The sequence below is a fragment of the Phocaeicola faecicola genome, assembly GCF_013618865.1.
Taxonomy (GTDB): Bacteria; Bacteroidota; Bacteroidia; order Bacteroidales; family Bacteroidaceae; genus Phocaeicola; species Phocaeicola faecicola.
The window spans coordinates 1-17,683 of the sequence record NZ_JABSOE010000040.1; the positions used below are offsets into that span (position 1 = coordinate 1).

The 17,683-nt window shown below is 41.2% G+C and carries 16 protein-coding genes; 12 read left to right on the plus strand and 4 right to left on the minus strand.

Features of this window, described 5'->3' with window-relative positions; all coding sequences use genetic code 11:
- Positions 1-145 precede the first annotated feature (145 nt).
- The 4 genes from traN to H3001_RS11660 are packed head-to-tail and all read left to right on the plus strand — an operon-like array spanning position 146 to position 4,535.
- Positions 146-1,033 carry a conjugative transposon protein TraN gene (traN, locus tag H3001_RS11645; RefSeq protein ID WP_005815600.1) on the plus strand — a complete coding sequence of 296 codons (888 nt, stop codon included), beginning with the start codon at positions 146-148 and terminating at the stop codon, positions 1,031-1,033.
- A 3-nt stretch (positions 1,034-1,036) separates the two neighbouring features.
- Entirely contained in the window at positions 1,037-1,510 is a 474-nt protein-coding gene (locus H3001_RS11650; RefSeq protein ID WP_008157805.1) for a hypothetical protein, read from the plus strand.
- Between the two features lie 20 nt (positions 1,511-1,530).
- Positions 1,531-3,840, plus strand: coding sequence for a type IV secretory system conjugative DNA transfer family protein (locus tag H3001_RS11655; RefSeq protein WP_008157804.1), 2,310 nt, complete (start codon positions 1,531-1,533; stop codon positions 3,838-3,840).
- An 11-nt stretch (positions 3,841-3,851) separates the two neighbouring features.
- Entirely contained in the window at positions 3,852-4,535 is a 684-nt protein-coding gene (locus H3001_RS11660) for a TraX family protein (RefSeq protein ID WP_008157803.1), read from the plus strand.
- Here the strand turns inward: H3001_RS11660 and H3001_RS11665 are convergent.
- The 4 genes from H3001_RS11665 to H3001_RS11680 all read right to left on the minus strand — a co-directional run bounded on the left by H3001_RS11665 (position 4,521) and on the right by H3001_RS11680 (position 10,770).
- Complete coding sequence (locus H3001_RS11665) at positions 4,521-8,477, minus strand: NACHT domain-containing protein (RefSeq protein WP_181215015.1); 3,957 nt, start codon at positions 8,475-8,477, stop codon at positions 4,521-4,523. The two genes, H3001_RS11660 and H3001_RS11665, sit on opposite strands and share 15 nt — an antisense overlap.
- Positions 8,467-9,495, minus strand: coding sequence for a radical SAM protein (locus tag H3001_RS11670; RefSeq protein WP_008157801.1), 1,029 nt, complete (start codon positions 9,493-9,495; stop codon positions 8,467-8,469). Before H3001_RS11670 ends, H3001_RS11665 begins: the two co-directional genes overlap by 11 nt.
- Positions 9,495-9,893, minus strand: coding sequence for a hypothetical protein (locus tag H3001_RS11675; protein ID WP_005815615.1), 399 nt, complete (start codon positions 9,891-9,893; stop codon positions 9,495-9,497). The genes H3001_RS11670 and H3001_RS11675 overlap by 1 nt, the downstream gene beginning before the upstream one ends.
- 235 nt (positions 9,894-10,128) lie before the next feature.
- Entirely contained in the window at positions 10,129-10,770 is a 642-nt protein-coding gene (locus tag H3001_RS11680) for a glucosaminidase domain-containing protein (protein WP_008157800.1), read from the minus strand.
- An 83-nt stretch (positions 10,771-10,853) separates the two neighbouring features.
- Between H3001_RS11680 and H3001_RS11685 the strand changes: the two genes are divergently transcribed.
- The 8 genes from H3001_RS11685 to H3001_RS11720 are packed head-to-tail and all read left to right on the plus strand — an operon-like array spanning position 10,854 to position 17,617.
- Positions 10,854-11,639 carry a DUF4099 domain-containing protein gene (locus H3001_RS11685; protein ID WP_008157799.1) on the plus strand — a complete coding sequence of 262 codons (786 nt, stop codon included), beginning with the start codon at positions 10,854-10,856 and terminating at the stop codon, positions 11,637-11,639.
- Between the two features lie 11 nt (positions 11,640-11,650).
- Positions 11,651-12,970 (plus strand): MutS N-terminal domain-containing protein, encoded by a 1,320-nt coding sequence (locus H3001_RS11690; RefSeq protein ID WP_005815621.1) that lies wholly within the window; start codon positions 11,651-11,653, stop codon positions 12,968-12,970.
- A 29-nt stretch (positions 12,971-12,999) separates the two neighbouring features.
- Positions 13,000-13,230 carry a hypothetical protein gene (locus tag H3001_RS11695; protein WP_005815623.1) on the plus strand — a complete coding sequence of 77 codons (231 nt, stop codon included), beginning with the start codon at positions 13,000-13,002 and terminating at the stop codon, positions 13,228-13,230.
- The gene (locus H3001_RS11700; RefSeq protein ID WP_181215016.1) at positions 13,214-14,539 is read left to right on the plus strand and encodes an ArdC family protein; all 1,326 of its coding nucleotides are present in this window, start codon (positions 13,214-13,216) and stop codon (positions 14,537-14,539) included. Before H3001_RS11695 ends, H3001_RS11700 begins: the two co-directional genes overlap by 17 nt.
- 30 nt (positions 14,540-14,569) lie before the next feature.
- Positions 14,570-15,757: a toprim domain-containing protein gene (locus H3001_RS11705; protein ID WP_181215017.1), complete on the plus strand. Its 1,188-nt coding sequence runs from the start codon at positions 14,570-14,572 to the stop codon at positions 15,755-15,757.
- A 5-nt stretch (positions 15,758-15,762) separates the two neighbouring features.
- Entirely contained in the window at positions 15,763-16,503 is a 741-nt protein-coding gene (locus tag H3001_RS11710) for a hypothetical protein (protein WP_008157796.1), read from the plus strand.
- 26 nt (positions 16,504-16,529) lie between these two features.
- On the plus strand, positions 16,530-17,075 hold the full coding sequence (locus H3001_RS11715) for a topoisomerase C-terminal repeat-containing protein (RefSeq protein ID WP_005815632.1): 546 nt from the start codon (positions 16,530-16,532) through the stop codon (positions 17,073-17,075).
- Positions 17,072-17,617, plus strand: a complete 546-nt coding sequence (locus tag H3001_RS11720; RefSeq protein WP_008157795.1) for a hypothetical protein — start codon at positions 17,072-17,074, stop codon at positions 17,615-17,617. The genes H3001_RS11715 and H3001_RS11720 overlap by 4 nt, the downstream gene beginning before the upstream one ends.
- Positions 17,618-17,683 lie beyond the last annotated feature (66 nt).

Here is a 17,683-nt window from a genome sequence, read left to right on the forward strand (position 1 = left end):
ATCAAGGATCTATTTAGCCATGCTGAATACGACATCCTTTACAAAAATGACGGTCAGCTAGAATTGGATTTTACATCATAATGAGCCATATTGAGATGTTTTACATTTTTTAAGAGACACTAGTGTAACATTTTAATATTTCAATATGAAAACCAGAATTATTCTGATAATATGCCTTATCACAGGCATAGCCGTACATCTGTCGGCCAACGAGAAGATATACATCAACCGGGAAGTGACCACGCACATTGTCATGCCCGAGAATATCAAAATGGTTGATATTTCTACAACAAGAATTATAGGCAACCAGTGTACAGACAATATCGTCCGCATCAAGCCTTATCTGGAGAATGATTCCATATCGTCTGAAGGTTACAGCGAAAACGAGCTTCTGGGTACACTCACCATTATCGGTGAGCGTCATATTGCCCAGTATGACATCCTCTATACCGAATCACCCGAATATGCTTCTACTATCTACAATGTATCCTACAATGAGACACAGTCCTATATCAATCCGGAGGTTTCCATGCCGATGGCCGAGATTGCACGATATGCCTGGGCTGTCTATGGAAGCAGGAGAAAATTCAACCAGATTGTATCAGACAAAAACGGAATCAGGGCATACATCAACAATATCTATTCCATCGGTGACTATTTCTTTCTGGACTATACGCTGAAGAACAAGACCAGGATTGCATACGACATTGAGGAGATAAGGGTAAAACTTACTGACAAAAAGGAGACAAAGGCAACCAACTCACAGACCATAGAGCTTACTCCTGTATTTTCCATGAACAACACACGTAAGTTCAGGAAGGACTACAGGAACGTGCTTGTGATTCCGAAACTGACTTTCCCTGAAGAGAAGGTGCTCCGTCTGGAGATTTCCGAGAACCAGATTAGCGGACGTGTGGTGGTACTCACCATCGAGTATGAGGACATTCTCAATGCGGACGGTTTCGACTCGGATATTCTGAACGATGCCGATTATTACCCCTACTATTATATTGATCATTCCATAAAAAGATAGGCCATGAAGAAGATTCTGTTCATTCTGTTTTGCTCGGTTGCATCCATCGGTACATCGGCACAGACCGGAAAGGTTTCCGTCAATGCCGGATTCCTTTTTCCAAGTACGCTGAATGCCACTTTGGGTTATGAGTATCCGCTTTCATACGGAAATGCGGTCGAAGTATATGGTGAGGTCGGGAATCACTGGCAGAAGCCGGTATGTCACAATTTCTGGAAAGGATATCTCTGGGATGGAGGTATGGTTTACAAGCACCGTCTGGCACGGTACAAGAACGGCATGATGCGCCTTCGTCTGGGGCCTCAGTTCGGTGCGGTACAGAAGAAGTTCTTCTTCGGACTGGAGGCCGGACTTGAATACAGCTATGTATTCCGCAGCGGACTGGAGTTTTCAATAATCCAGAAGAACAATGTAAACTTCCTGCATGGGGATACCTTCCGAAACGGTCTGCTGTTGGGTATAAAGATTCCTTTCTGACAATATAAATTTTACGGCGTATGGCATTTGAGGAGACAAGGGAACAGCAGCAGATGTACAACTATTTCAGGAGCTGCATCTATATCTTTCTGATTATTGAAATCATCATGAACTTGCCTGTTACGGCAGACAACAGGGTTACTCAGTTCGTACTCGACCTGCTGGCACGCTTCAGGGTATTCAATTCCGTATCGGGATGCAAGGTGGCCGAACTGATATGCATCTGTATTGTCTGTATCGGCACAAAGGCTGAAAAGTCCCTGAAATTCAATGTAAGGACAATGGTCATCTATCCGGTACTGGCCGGTCTGACACTTGTGGGGCTTTGTTTTGTATTCCATGGCATGAGCTTCGGGTTCAGCTGGCTGGGATTTCCGGCCAACAGGCTTCTGTATGCGGTCTGTTCGGTGGTGGGTACCATGCTGGTACATCAGGGGCTGGACGGAATTGCCAAATATTACAACTACAAGGTTGGTGAGGACCGTTTCAACTTTGAGAACGAATCGTTCCAGCAGTCGGAAACGCTGGTCAGCAATGATTACTCGGTGAACATTCCGATGATATACTACTGGAAGAAAAAGATGCACAGGGGATGGATCAATATCATCAATCCGTTCCGTGGCACGATTGTACTGGGTACGCCGGGTTCGGGTAAGTCTTTCGGTATCATTGACCCGTTCATCAGGCAGCACTCAGCAAAGGGATTTGCCATGATGGTATATGACTTCAAGTTTCCGACACTTGCACAGACGCTTTTCTATCAGTACTGCAAGAACAGGAAAGCCGGTAAACTGCCTCAGAACTGCGGATTCCGTATAGTAAATTTTACCGATGTGGAATATTCCAACCGTATCAATCCGATTCAGCGGAAATATATCCCGGATTTGGCTGCCGCTTCTGAAACGGCGGCTACTCTTTTGGCCTCGCTCAACAAGGGAGGTGGAGAGAAGAAGGGCGGATCGGAAGCATTCTTCACAAATTCTGCGGAAAACTTCCTGGCTGCCATCATCTATTTCTTTGTAAACTTCCATCCGGTCGGATTCAGGAACGGCAGGAAACTGAAGCGTTTCATATCACTGGAGGGAAAGAAACTGGAGATTGTCATACGCAACTGGGATGACTTCAATGCCATAGACAAGGACGGTAACGTGGTGCTTGATTTCGTGGATGAGAACGGCAATGACGTATCGACTGACGAGGACCGTATGTTTGTGGACCTGAACGGATACAGCTATAAGGACCGGACAGGCAGAAAGATTCTGATTCAAAGGTGCTGGTATGAGGACGAGCATGGCAATGAAGTGGAACCGGATACCGTAACCGGCGAGTTCTCGGACATGCCGCATGTGCTTTCATTTCTTGGAAGGCCATACGACCAGGTATTCAATATCCTGATGCAGGATGACAGGATTGCTTCACTGATGGCTCCGTTCAAGAGTGCTTACGAAAACAAGGCGAATGACCAGCTGGAAGGTATGGTCGGTACACTACGTGTGAATGCCGCACGCCTTGTATCTCCGGAAGCATACTGGGTATTCACCGGGGATGATTTCGACCTGAAGATTTCTGACAAGGCCAATCCGAGTTATCTGGTGATTGCCAATGACCCGGAAAAGGAACAGGTTATCGGTTCTCTTAATGCCCTTGTACTGAACCGTCTGATTACAAGGGTGAACTCAAAGGGTAACATCCCGGTAAGCATTATCGTGGACGAGCTTCCGACACTGTACTTTCACAAGATAGACCGTCTTATCGGCACGGCACGTTCCAACAAGGTTGCCGTAACTTTAGGTTTCCAGGAGCTTCCACAGCTGGAAGCTGACTACGGCAAGGTCGGTATGCAGAAGATTATCACCACCTGTGGAAATATCTTCATGGGTGCGGCACGCAACAAGGAGACGCTGGAGTGGGCACAGAATGATGTGTTCGGAAAGGCTAAGCAGACCTCACGTTCCATTTCCATCAATGACCACAAGGTATCAACCACAATCTCTGAGAAGATGGACTTTCTGGTTCCTGCAGCCAAGATTGCGGATATGGCAACAGGCTGGCTGGCCGGACAGGCTGCACGTGACTTTACGGCTACCGATGACAGTATGCTTGATCATTTTGACATCGAGCAGTCGGAAGAGTTCAGGACTACCAAGTATTTCTGTAAGACGCATTTTGACATGAAGAAGATAAAGGACGAGGAAAAACACTATGTGGCTCTACCCAAAATTTATGAATTCAGAAATGACAAAGAGAAAGAAATCCTGCTCAACCGAAACTTCAAGCGTGTGAACCAGGAAGTGGAGGATATGGTAAAGGAACTTCTCGGTATCAGTTAAATATGTAATTTATGAATATGACCTTAAAACCGGCATTTGGACTTAGCGGCAGTGCTCTGAAAGTCATAGCAATGATTTCCATGGTGATAGACCATATTGCTCTCTATCTGATGGAGCATGGTACCGTATTATACGAAACGATGCGCTGTATCGGGCGCATCGCTTTTCCTGTGTTTGCCTTCTTGATAGCGGAAGGGTTTATTCATACAAGAAGCAGGTACAGGTATTTCTTTACCCTGCTGGGCTTTGCCGTAATCAGTGAAATACCCTGGTACCTGCTGAATGGTGCTGACGGGACACATAATGTGATGTTTACACTGGCTTTGGGTGTGGCCACGCTTATGGTTCTTGAAAATCTTCTGCAACGTAGTATGGTACTTGGATTTCTTTGGACACTTGGCATGGCCGGACTCGCTTCATGGCTTGGAGTGGATTATGAGTGGAGAGGTATTATTGTAATCGATATCTTTTACCTTTATAATATTCTGCTGAATATAGATAAAAACTATCGCTATTCAAGCCTTATATTTTGTCATTTCATAATGAGCTATTATGGTATAATTGGTACAATCTTTGCCATTTATATAATATATCTATATAATACCTTTAGAGGATTTATAAATATGAGTACTTTAAAGTATATATTCTATTTATTTTATCCACTCCATCTTTATATTCTATTATTCTTTACCTAATATCTTTACATTAATATTCCCATCATAAAATAAGTCTATTTCATGTTCTGCAAATTTTTCTGGAATTTCTGGCATATCTTTAGATTTTGAAGTTATAATTCTACGCTCATAAATACGATGATATAATTTTACGTTATATATATTTAAAATAGCATCAACTATATCTTTTCTTAAGTAGAAGAAATGATCTGATTCATTTATAAAATATTCAGAAACTTTCTCATTATTATAATAGTATGTCATAGTTTTTAAGTCAAAAGTAAGTCCAATTCTTCTTACTATTATTGGATTCAAACAGAAAAAATTATTATAATTAAAACGATTTGTGTCCCAACCAGAAAATTCATACTCAGCCATTATTAAAGGACAAGAATCATTACCAAAATCATCATATTCTTCTGTAAATTCTAATATTCTCCAACCTAATTCTCCTGCAAATGCATGGTTATGATCTATATCATGTATATAGAGCTTAGAAACGTCTTCTATGTCCAAATCTGATGGAACTAACTGGCTAGTTCCTGATATATGCAGATGTGCATAGCGATTTTCTATATTTTGATTGCAATATCCCTTTAACAATATCCAGTCACCTTCATTTTTTGGTAGTTTTTTTATAAAATAATTTCTCATATCTTCAATACTACTCGCTTTTATCCACTCAGGTAAATCTGATAAATTACGGGGCATATAACTTTTAGTTATTAGTGACCTTAAAGGTTTAAAACAAGGAGAAGAAGGATCAATATCAATAATGGATGAACGAAATGTTCCTTTATATTCATTCTCAATATATAAATTTAACATCATCCAGCCATATAGCTCCATTAAAGCATGGTGCCCATACTTATAAGCATAGTTACACTTTTGATTTCTTCTATATTTAGAATTCTCGTTTTCTTTTGTTTGTAATTCAATATAGAATTCTTCATCATACCCTAATTCAAGTATTCTTGTTAATAGCATTCCAAATACTTCTTCCTCTGTAAAATTAGGCTCATGCTTATATGAATAAGCATATAAAGGTCTGATATTAAATTTTTCATAATCATAAATCTGATAAAAAGAGAAATTTTCTATATCAGATTGCCTCCAAAATTCATCTCTATTTTTGTAAAGTATATTTCTATCATAAGTCTGACCATATAAATCCTCCCCATAACTATACAAAGTTTCTAAATCGTCTAACAATACAATATGATTAGAATTATAATTAGCTAGATAATCCTCTAAAATAGAAATACAATTATTTATAGTCGATGTTTCCTTTGCTCTCAATCCAATACCTGTTACTATAGATATAATTGATTCAAATATAAAAGGATCTTTTATTGAAAGTAATTTCTGACAAAATATTAAATTACTATTATCTTGTTCAACCCAATAAAATAATTGAGAATGATATTTCTTTCGGTATTCCATATCTGTAATACCACATAAAAGAGTTGCAAGAGTTATAATATCTTCTATCTCAAAATGCTTAGTCCAATACCTATCTGATAATAAATCTTTTTCATGCTCTAAAACACTATAATTTGAAAATTGGAAATTCCAAAACAAATCAAACTCCTTAGACGTAAGATTAAGAAAGAAAGGTACGAACAGAGAAATATATTTTAGATTTGACTGATTATACACTCTTTTGAATAAACTGTTACATATTTTCTCTTTTATAGAAGAAGTGAGATTATTCTTTTCTATTAAAGTTATAAGAGCTTTTCGTCCCGATTCAGAAGCGATAATAATATCCAAATGGTCCATAGAAGATATTATAACATTCTCATTAGGCATAAGTTCATACCATTCTTTGTGAAATTTCAAAGGCACTAAATAGAATAAACTTTTGGATATATCTTCTGCTAATGTATGTCTGTTGATTCCATATAAATAGTCTTTATTACGTTCTATAAAGTTACAAAAGTCCTTTGCATCATTGTATTTATCCAATATTGATTTTGCAATATGATAGCCAGCAACCATATCATATGAAAACTGTATTTGTTCTTCATTTCCAACTCTATCTAGCAAAAAACACATACCTTCATCCAGGAATTTCTCAGTATCCTCTTCAAAAACAGATGCAAAATCAGTATAGAAATTTAAACAACGATTATTCCTTTCCCAAATTAGCTGAGAAATTTTATTGAGATTACTTTCAATTTTAAATCTTTTAAATCTATCACTTCTACCGTTGTGTGTGGCAATCATATTCAATAATTGCTCACTATAATCTTTCATACATGAAGCTAAAGAATAGTCATTTAATTCAAAGTCACATCTACCACGATTAGTTATACAAAAAACTTTAAGAAGTAGAGGATTATTAAAAACACCACTACTGATAATATTTGTTGGATGTATATTGTATTTTTTAAAGTATCTTTCCGTCGCTTTGTCTAAATCTTTTTCTTCTATTCCATTTAGATGAACAAAATTATTAACTTCAGTGTATTTTTTACGTCCATATATTACTTCTATATACTCATCTTTCTCTCGACATGTGGTAATAAATAGAAGATTTTTTCTTTCTGTTATTTTTCTCCTTAAAGGTGGCAGTTCATCTTTCCAACGTTGTTCATTTGGTGCACTTTCATTTAATCCATCAATAATAATAGGAAACTTACAATGAAAAATTTCTCCCATAAAGTTCATGGAATCAAATATGTCATCAATCAAAGTTCCTTGTGGCAAGTTTAAAATCTCTAAAAGTTTACTCTCACAACTACTACAATTCCTAAATTGAGAACCAGTAAGAAATAATATAGGAAGCCCTCTATTTAACATGTTATTTGCAAGAGAACAAGCAAAATGAGTTTTCCCATAACCAGCTTCTGCAAATATAGAAAAATCCTTTTGGCATAACAGTTTGATTAGAGACCATAAACAATCATCTTTATCCTCTGAACTTCCTGTCAATTTGTTTTCTAAAAAGTGTATACGATCTACTAACTCATGTAAAGAATAGTCAATATTATTTCTTTTATTCTTTTTCAACATTAAACCTATTTCTTTATTGAGCAAATCTACACGTTCTCTCCTCTTTACGACATACTCATTAATAAGGATAAATATTTCTTTTATATATTCAGGAGAATCTTTTAATATTGATAAGAATGAATATAATTGTTCTATTATATTATATCTAATATGTATATCATTAATATAGCTTTCCTTAAACGTATCTGATAGATATTCATATCCCCAAAGAGTTTCATCAAGAACTGTTTTTTTCTTATCGTCAATTAAGTGATTGTACAATGAAGTTATTCTATTACTTAAATTCTGCCGAGCTATATCTTCGTCAACAATGGATAATAATGACTTCTCAAATTCAGTTGGAGTATGAAGGTCAACGTCAAACTTAGTTTCCAAACATGACAATGTATCCTTTGATATTCGATCAAATAATTCTTTTCCAATAAATTTCACACCAAAATAGTACTGAAAAATACCATTATACCTGACTGGATTATCTATATAAAAATGTTCAAAGATGTCTTTATGCCATGATTCAAATAAACAATCATTCTTAATAACTTGAAGTTTTTCAATAAGGGTATCCCATTGTTTTTGCACAAAACAACCAGGACTACAAACAATCCATAATTTAGTATTAGCACGATAATCAATAGTTTTTTCAAAACCTTTTACTAATTCACTTATATGGTTTGCATCTAAAGGTGAGTTTTCCTTATCTTTAACTGCTTTCCAATATTTAGCCTGCCACCCAATAACATCACCTATTGAAAAGTTTATTCCAGCATATTCTATGGGCTTATTTAATTCTATGTAAAATTCCGATCCAGGCGTATTGTAAAAATAACTAACAGTCCCACATTCGCCAAATTTGTGAATCGCAATGTGGAAACAAAATTTTTCAAATGACTTATCTTCATCATCAGGAAGTTGAGCCAATTTATCCCAATCTATTCTAACCGACATAGCAAGTTGTTATTTCTGGATAATATGAACAGCATCCACGGCATTGTTTATGCGAAGGACAATCTGCTCTTTTACATTTATTTTTGTTTTTTATACGGTAGACTTTTAATTTATCCAACCATATATCATAAAAATCATATTCTCGTAAATTAAACAAATCATGAGAATTATTACTAAATGAACAAGGTGAGACATTTAAATTGTGATCAATATATACGGAAAAAAATCCGCCTTCACATGTATCTATCAAATCCGGAGAAATATCTGTATGATATAATAGCATAGGAACAAAACATGCATCAAAACCTATTTTAGGTCTAATAATATTTTTTTGTCCTATCTTATTTAAGAATATATTCAAATTATAATCATCCTTTAAAATATTATCAATATTTGCTCTCCCAGCAGGTTTATATGTAAGAAAGATAATAGCATTAATGCCTTTAAAATATTTATTTTTCTCTCCACTAACAATACTTATGGCTTCTTTAATATTCTGAGATGAAAGTACATAATGTATATTGACTCTTATATTTTCCTTAATAAGTAAGGATACTTTATCAAAAAAAATATCATCAATTGAAGTTATCGATAATGCAACCGCCCCTATTTTATTTTTAAGTTCTTTACATAATTCAGAGGTTAAATTTAAACCATTTGTTGTAAAATTGGGAACAATGCCATGTTCTAAAGTCTTGTCAATAATAGATAAAAAATCAGGATGTTCTAAAGGTTCTCCACCGCCTATAGCGACTTGAAAAACATTTCCATATTTATGGTGATTCATAGAATCTAAAATATAGCAATAATCTTCAATACTCATAAATTCCTGATTAGGTTTACTATTCTTATAACAGAATGAGCATCCTTTTGTACAATGATTTGATATAGAGATATCTGCTAATTCTGGAACTGGTGCAAAAACAGGATTATCATTTATTGTCTTACCCCAACGTAATGTTATTCCTGTTTTTGCATCTCCAACAAAATTATAGTTACCAATGTGTCTTCTTAACATTAATACTGTTCTACTTGTGTTACACCAAATCCATTTATTAACTCACTAAGTTTGTTTCTATAGATGAGTTCACCTCTTATATAGTTAAACAATTCCTCTTTATTCATTTTTAGAGGATCTGTATTATCGCCATTTTCTTCTAGCATTTGTTTTGTCATACACGTACCATCATCATCGGCAAACTTAATTAAGTAAGAATAGATTTCATGATTATGAAGATAATTAACAGTTCCGTTTTCTAATAAAAAGTCTCTAAGAGCTTCAGCCAGCCTAACTGTATCTTTCATTGTGTCTATTTTATCCCAGTATTTCAAGAAACAATTTACAATATCAACGTCCATAGTTAATATATAACTTACTGAACTACTATTGGTAACAAAATCACTACGAATTTTCATTTTTAATATTTTTCTTTTATAATAGAGTTTATACAGAATAAGAAACAGGGCTTATGATTATCAGTACCCTAAAATCTTATTCTATATAATGTCTAATATATTTCAACTCTCAAAGTTAATATTTAATTATCATAATCACAATTCATAAATTTAGTATTATAAGAAAAAGATTCTAATTTATAAATATCTAGGCGGTAATATCAATAATCTATTATAATATATGCTACTTTGTACATTAAACTTCTAGCATCATTAAAACTTTAATGATAGTTTTGATATAGTTTGAATTCTCTGAATAACCGATCTCATCAAGCCAAAGCAGATAGTTTCCACTTTTATACTTGTATTGAACTTTAGTATAGTAAGCCCGGACACTTTCTGTCCAATGATTGAATTCGTAGTATTTTCCTGTACATGGATTGGTAAGCCCGAAAAGATTATGCTTATTTCGACATACCGATGAACGGAACCATCCGGTTTCCAGTATAGCCTGGGCCAATACGATTTTAGGGTATAGGATCCCGTTTCTTATGATTTCTTTATAAAGGTTGGGGATGGTAAGTTCAGGAAGATTGTTTCCTGATTTAGGAATATCATTTGTTTTCTTTTGCTGTTCTGTTTTCAGGGATGCTTTCCTGTCACTATTCCGGCTGTTTTCATCCAATTCCTTTTGGTTTTCCGGCCTGACAATCAGGGTATCCTTTGCCATTATCTTACTCTTTTTCCTTTCTGTAACATCCTTTTCTACATGCTTGTAGGCCTCTTTTGGTCTTTCTGTTGGCAGAATTCCCGATTCTCTGGTTATCGTATAGAACTGTGCCGATACGCTTACCGGCAGTAGCATCAGAAGCAATGAAATCAGAATAGTGTTGCGCATTTCTTTTTCAGGAGATTGCCGTGAATACATTTGTGGCATTCAGGCGGTTAGAACCGCAAATATAACAGCTTAATTACAGTAATATGGAAATGCACAACAGAAATCAGTCCGATTTGTTGCCATACGAAAAACTGGCAATACTGGGTATCGACCGTGAAAAAGCGGACAGCTTGCCCATGGAAGTGAAGGAGAAGCTGATGGCAGGTGAAGTGACCCCCATCATGCAGGTATCCATCAACGCAAGGAACGGCAGCATCATCACCATGCCGATGAAGCTTCAGATGACTACAGACAAAAACGGTGCTCCGGCTCTGCTTGCCTATCCGGTCCGTGCCGAACTGGACCGGGAACGCAACAAGGTTCTCAATCTCACTCAGCAGGAGGCTGAACGTCTGGCCAGAGGTGAGGTAATACAGAAGGCGGTCAACGTAAACGGTGAAAAGACTCAGCAGTATCTCCAGCTTGATCCGGAAACAAAATCCGTCATTCACAGACGTGTCACAGACATAAAGCTGGAGCAGCGTCTGAAGGACATGGAGAAGGTAAACGACATTGAACTGGGTACGCAGCAGAAGCAGCAGGTACGGGAGGGAAAACCTGTTGAACTGAATGTGGGCGGCGAGAAGGTTTCAGTCGGCATTGACCTGAAGGAGCAGCAGGGATTTAAGCTTATCAAGGGTGACATGAAGGAATGGGAAAGGCAGCAGAAACTCCGCTATGACGAGATTCATCCTGAATACCTCGGACTTGTCATGACAGACAAGAACCGTTGGGAGTATAAGAAGGTGGTGGACAAACAGTCTGTGGAGCGTGCCATTTCACTCTCTCCATCCCGAAAGGAAACAAAAGCAAACAGCCTTAAACTCTAATACTGATTCCTATGGCCAAAAAGACAGATTCAGATAATGATACCGGTATCATACGGCAGTTCAACGAACTGAAGAAGAAGCATCCGGATGCCATGCTGCTGTTCAGACGGAACAGTTTCTATGAACTATATAAGCAGGATGCCGTCAAGGCTGCCACAGTGCTTGCCATCGAGATTGCAGACAGGATGCTGCCGGACTACAAGAGGCCTGTAAAGGTTGCATCATTCCCACAATCGGCACTTGACGTTTATCTGCCCAGACTGATACGTTCCGGAATAAGGGTGGCAATCTGTGATGCACTGGACAGTCCTTTGAAGAAGAAGGCCGGACAGGACAAGGCTGAAAATAATGACAGAACCATTCAAAACAATACAGATATGGGAAAGAAGAAAAAGGAACAGGGTGCGCAGGAAGCTCCTGACAGAACAGTGGAGAGCACTGTTGATGTAAAACCTGCAAGGGAAAAGAAATCGAAGGCCAAAGCTGAAACCAAAGCTGAGACCGGGACGGATAATGAGGCAAAGGCCGAAAAGAAGGACGAACAGAAAACGGAGACAGCCCAGGAACGAAAGCCCCGTGAGCCGCAGATGGTGACTGCCAACGGTGAAAAGGTAACTCATGGTCATGCCTACCAGAGTACCACCAATCCTGCCGACTGGTACTTTACCGCAAAAATTGACGGACAGCAGCTCAAGCCGCAGAAGATGGATGCAGCCGACCTTGCTGCCTATCAGAACAAGGAAATGACGGTGCCGCAGCTGATGGAACGCTACTATCCGACAAAGCTGATGCCGAAGGTATCTGAGGAAGCCTTCCGTATGCCGATGGAGATTGCAGGACCGGACGGTTCCATAACCGTTAACAAGTTCAATGTCTATAAGGAGAAGGACGAGCAGCGTCCTGACTTTGGGAAATACAAGTTCTATGTTCAGGTTGGGGATACCAACATGTCTGCCGTGGCTTCACGCCAGGACCTGAATGCCTACTTCGACAGGGTGGCTACTCCAAACCAGCTTATTGAGAAGAACTTCGGGGAACGTCTGCATCTGAAATCCGCATACGAGAAATATCAGCTTCCTGAAGGTGTTGACCCCAAGGGTGTGCGTGTAGCCAAGGACAGGAATGACAACAAGTGGAAGGTGTCGGTTGACCTCGGAGAGAAAGGACAGACTTCCCGGCATGAAATCTCCTTCGATGACGGCTATTCGCTTTTCAAGACCAAGACGGCCACAAGGGAACAGATTGCGGCCAAGTACCTGAATACGGAGATAACAGGTATGCTTGCAGCCAACACCGCAAAGGTGGAGAAAACGGCTTCTATGAAAATGTAACATAATCAGAAAACTAAAATACAAGTTATATGTCAGCTAAAAAGAATCATGAGGAGCTTGTGGAGCTTCTGCAGGAGGGCAAAATCGGTTTCCTCCGCTTTGTTATGGACAGTGAGAATGCAGATGATTATCTGGAGTGGTGCCGGTCGCACAGTACTGACCCTTCGGATGAATCCGCTGAGTTCTATGTGGAACAGACGGACATCGAGCAGATGGACCGTCAGGTAATGGATGACGACAGCTATGGCATCTGGAACTGACTTTCAGGGAAACAGCGGACAGGCGGCCATAGACCGCTTCGCTGCAATGATGATTGAGCGTATGCAGCAGATGAAGGATACCGGATGGAAACAGGGATGGATTGGCGGTGCATCGGGTTATGCCGGACTGCCGCAGAATGTGGGTGGCAGAAACTATTCCGGTTCCAATTCCTTCTTTCTTCAGATGCATACTGCAGCCATGAACTACCAGCTTCCGGTATATCTGACCTTCAAGCAGGCACATAACCTTAAGGCTCATGTACTGAAAGGTGAAAAGGCCTTTCCGGTGGTGTACTGGGATATGATGATAAAGGACAGTCACGGCAAGAGGATAAGCACAGAGGAATACCGTTCAATGAGCAAGGAAGAGAAGAAGGATATGGATGTCATTCCTTTCATCAAGTCATTCCCGGTGTACAATGTGGCACAGACCAATCTGGCAGAAGTGCAGCCGGAGAGGATGCAGAAGCTCATGGACAGATTCAAGGTTCCGGAACTTAGGGATACGGAAGGTATGTACACCCATGCCGCACTCGACCGTATGGTGGAGACGCAGCAGTGGCTATGTCCGATACGTGCCGACAAGCGTGAGAACGGTGCCTATTATTCTCCCTCGAAGGATATAGTGGTGCTGCCCATGAAGGCGCAGTTCAATATCGGTGATTCTCCGGAAGAAACTTACCGTGGCGGAATGGAGTATTATTCTACCATGCTCCATGAAATGACTCATTCCACCATGACACCGGAGCGTCTGAACAGGGAGATGGGTGGCAGGTTCGGTGCCCCGAAATATGCCAAGGAGGAACTGGTGGCGGAACTTACGGCTGCCATGATCAGCCATTCCATGGGCTTTGATTCCAAGATAACGGATAACTCGGCTGCCTATCTGGACTCGTGGATTGGTGTACTGAAACAGGAACCGAAGTTTATCGTATCGGTCATGGCTGACGTGAACAAGGCTTCGGACCTGATTCTTGACCATGTGGACAGACAGCGTCTGGCTCTCGGCGAACAGCCTTATCTGGCAAAGAATGACCCGCTGACTCCTGTCAGTGCGGACGAGGAGATGCCTTTCAGGAATGCGGCCATTGTCAAGACCCGTTCCGGAGACTATGCCATCCGTGCGTCATACGATGGTGTGGAGCTGGGGCTGAAAAAGGTTTCCAGGGAAACGGCCAAAACATTCTTCCAGCTTACGGACTGGAAGGACAAGGAGGCTTTCCTGAACATGACGGCACGAAAGACATACGAGCCCGAGATTACCATGATGAGCCGGAACCGGAATGCCGGTACAGGGCTTAGTATATGAAATTCTGTATAACATCTTAAATCGGAAAGCATGAGTGACTACAAAGTTAATTTCAGGGAAATGAAATCCCGTGTGGGAATTGATGACATTGCATATGCCCTGGGCTACCGTCTGGACAGGAAGGCCGGTGTCGGACGTTACATCGAGCTGGTACTCGGTGAAGGCGGTAACAGGAGGGATACACTGATTGTCAGCCATCCGAACGACAAGGCAGCACAGACGTTCTTCCGCCGTGACGGTTCCAAGGGCGATGTGGTGACACTCATACGTGAGAATCTTTCTTCCTTTACGGTATCCGGAAAAGATGAGTGGCAGAAGATAGCCAAGGTCATGGCACGTTTTGCCAACATGCCTGAACCTGAATACAGGGAGGACAGGGAGTATGTTAAATCGGCAGGAAAATCATCAGGCGTGTTTGACGCTTCCAGATATGAGGTGAAGCCTGTTGACACCGGAAAAATTCCGGGACTGTTTTCCCGGCGCGGACTGTCCAAAGCGACCGTTACGGCTCTTTCGCCCTTTATTTCCCTTATAAGGGACAGGAACAACGGGAAGTTTGAGGGCTACAATATCGGATTCCCATATACTAACGGAAAGGGAAATGAAGTCAGGGGGTATGAAATCAGAGGACATGGCGGTTACAAGTCGAAGGCTGCCGGTACGGATTCGTCATCCTCGGCATGGGTGGCTGTTCCTTCGGGTATCAGTCCGGACAATGTAAGAAGCGTGTTTTTCTGTGAATCGGCTTTTGATGCCATGGCCTTCTACCAGATGAACCGGATACAGATTGGGGACAGTGCGGCTCTGGTTTCACTGGGCGGCACATTTTCCGACCGGCAGATAACCGGAGTCATGGAACGGTTTCCCAATGCACGTGCCTTCGACTGTTTTGACAACGACCTGGCCGGGAGGATATACGGACTGCGCATGATGGCCCTGCAGGAAGGTATTCAGATGAAGATAAGCAGGACTGACGGCGGCATCCGTATTGAAGCGAAGGGAAAGGTATTCGAGCCTGACATGGAGCGTCCCCTACTGGCCCAGGTTGCCAGGCAGCTGAACATCCGGTACCGTATGGGACAGTGGCTTCCTCCGAAGGCTTTCAAGGACTGGAACGACTGTCTGCTGAACAGGCCGATGGAGCCGGTGATTTCACCACACAAAGAGGAACGTGAACAGAATCTGAGCGAACAAAGGAATAAAGGACGTAAAATCTGAATGATATGGACAGAATCAAGTTAAGAATAACGGTAGTGGCCGTCCTTGCAGTTTTTCTGCTGAAAGGTGCGGACACTTTTGCACAACAGACAGACCCGACGCTAACGGGTGCTGTCTTTGCACAGACATCCACACTGAAGAATATCTATGACAAACGCCAGAAGGCACACGAGAAAATCATTGCTGCCGAGACTGCCGTAACGGTTGCTCTCGACAGGGTACACAGTGTGGAGAACAAGATGCTGGAATATCTTTCCAATGCACAGGGAGCCATGCAGAATCTCTATCAGATTAAGCGTGCCGGGGAACTGGTGGCCACGGAAATACCTCAGAACTGTAATCTTCTGCTCAAATCGGTCGGCAGTAACCTGAAGGGAACGGCCATTGCTGCAATCGTCTCGGACGAGCTGGCTGATGCCGCAACCCAGATGGCTGCGCTTTATCCGTTCATGAAGCAGCTGGTGACTTCCGGAAGCTATGATACAGGCGGTTCTGACGGAGGCAAGGAAAAGCACAAGGTAAACCTGCTCAGTTCTTCCGAGCGGTACTACATTGCAAACGAGGTACTGACCAGACTGGAGGCTGTTAATACCGACCTCTTTATCCTGGCATGGCAGGTACGCACACTCTCATGGAACGACCTCTGGTTCTCTCTTGACCCGGAAGGATGGGCAAACGTGATGTCCGGCAAGAACATTATAGGAGGAATCGTTGCGGACTGGAACCGGGGGTTCTCATTCAATTAATTCAAACATTGTAATTTATCAGGAATATGGATTCAGAAAAGAAGATTATAGGACGCTGTCCGTTCTGCGGCGGCAACGTGGTGAAGACCTGCAAGGGGTATCGCTGCGAAAACAACACAGGTGAGCATCCTTCTTGTGTGCTCAACATCAATGCCATCATCGGCAACCGGAAAATGAATGACGGGGAGATTGCCGAGTTTCTGGAGAAACGCCGAATTCTTTTGGACGGATTCTCCACCAAGGAAGGCAAGACTTTCCCGACAGTGCTGGAACTTGCTGATGACGGTGCAGTCAATATGCAGTCTGTTATCGGCAAGTGTCCGCACTGCGGCGGCGAGGTACGTGTGGGGACAAGAGCTTTCAACTGTTCCAACTACAGCAATCAGGAAGCATCGTGTTCATTTGCCATATGGAGGAATATAGGAGGCCATCAGCTGACACTGGAAGAGGCGAAAGAGCTTTGTGAGAAGAGCATTACTTCATCCGAACTGGAGATGTACCGGGAGGACGGTTCCATTTACCGCAAACGTCTCGGTCTGGCTCCGGACAAACTTCAAATCGTAAAGATATGAAACAGGGAAAGAAACTTCTGATACTGCCTGCAGTGGCAGTTCTGCTCGGAATGGGAACCGGCTGTTCCGACAACAGCGAGAACGAGGCACAGAATATGGCCAAAAAGGCACTGATGGCTTCTGTGGACAATCCGGAATCCGTAAAGATTGTGGGCATCAGCAAACCGGATTCTGTCTTTGGCCGTGAGTATGTTACCATGAAGGAGAAGATGGCTCTTTCTGTGGCCATAATGAAAATCAGCCGCAGGTTTATGGAGAACACGGAACTTGATAATCCGAACGCAGAATGTCACGGAATGTCAGGGCAGATGAAACGTCAGATGGATGCCATGACGGCACTCCGCTCTCTGATGGTTTCCGGTGAACTGAAGCCTGCAAGTGATGAAGCCAGACAGGAACGCAAGCCGTTCAGCGGTTGGAAGGTAAAGATAGAGTATGAAGCCACTGATTCTGACGGGCAACCGTACCGCTCTGAATACTGGTTTATTATGGACAAGGAAGCGCAATGTGTAATCAGGTCATTTGAAATTCCACTTTTTTAATCATTTGAAATAAAACCTGTCATTAAACGGATTATAGGAAATCACACTTCCGCAGATTTGCTTCCT

Excerpts from the sequence above, each read along its gene's own strand:
- traN (WP_005815600.1), top strand. The coding sequence starts at position 146 with ATGAAAACCAGAATTATTCTGATAATATGCCTTATCACAGGCATAGCC.
- H3001_RS11650 (WP_008157805.1), top strand. The coding sequence starts at position 1,037 with ATGAAGAAGATTCTGTTCATTCTGTTTTGCTCGGTTGCATCCATCGGT.
- H3001_RS11655 (WP_008157804.1), top strand. The coding sequence starts at position 1,531 with ATGGCATTTGAGGAGACAAGGGAACAGCAGCAGATGTACAACTATTTC.
- H3001_RS11660 (WP_008157803.1), top strand. The coding sequence starts at position 3,852 with ATGAATATGACCTTAAAACCGGCATTTGGACTTAGCGGCAGTGCTCTG.
- H3001_RS11665 (WP_181215015.1), bottom strand. The coding sequence starts at position 8,477 with ATGTCGGTTAGAATAGATTGGGATAAATTGGCTCAACTTCCTGATGAT.
- H3001_RS11670 (WP_008157801.1), bottom strand. The coding sequence starts at position 9,495 with ATGTTAAGAAGACACATTGGTAACTATAATTTTGTTGGAGATGCAAAA.
- H3001_RS11675 (WP_005815615.1), bottom strand. The coding sequence starts at position 9,893 with ATGAAAATTCGTAGTGATTTTGTTACCAATAGTAGTTCAGTAAGTTAT.
- H3001_RS11680 (WP_008157800.1), bottom strand. The coding sequence starts at position 10,770 with ATGCGCAACACTATTCTGATTTCATTGCTTCTGATGCTACTGCCGGTA.
- H3001_RS11685 (WP_008157799.1), top strand. The coding sequence starts at position 10,854 with ATGGAAATGCACAACAGAAATCAGTCCGATTTGTTGCCATACGAAAAA.
- H3001_RS11690 (WP_005815621.1), top strand. The coding sequence starts at position 11,651 with ATGGCCAAAAAGACAGATTCAGATAATGATACCGGTATCATACGGCAG.
- H3001_RS11695 (WP_005815623.1), top strand. The coding sequence starts at position 13,000 with ATGTCAGCTAAAAAGAATCATGAGGAGCTTGTGGAGCTTCTGCAGGAG.
- H3001_RS11700 (WP_181215016.1), top strand. The coding sequence starts at position 13,214 with ATGGCATCTGGAACTGACTTTCAGGGAAACAGCGGACAGGCGGCCATA.
- H3001_RS11705 (WP_181215017.1), top strand. The coding sequence starts at position 14,570 with ATGAGTGACTACAAAGTTAATTTCAGGGAAATGAAATCCCGTGTGGGA.
- H3001_RS11710 (WP_008157796.1), top strand. The coding sequence starts at position 15,763 with ATGGACAGAATCAAGTTAAGAATAACGGTAGTGGCCGTCCTTGCAGTT.
- H3001_RS11715 (WP_005815632.1), top strand. The coding sequence starts at position 16,530 with ATGGATTCAGAAAAGAAGATTATAGGACGCTGTCCGTTCTGCGGCGGC.
- H3001_RS11720 (WP_008157795.1), top strand. The coding sequence starts at position 17,072 with ATGAAACAGGGAAAGAAACTTCTGATACTGCCTGCAGTGGCAGTTCTG.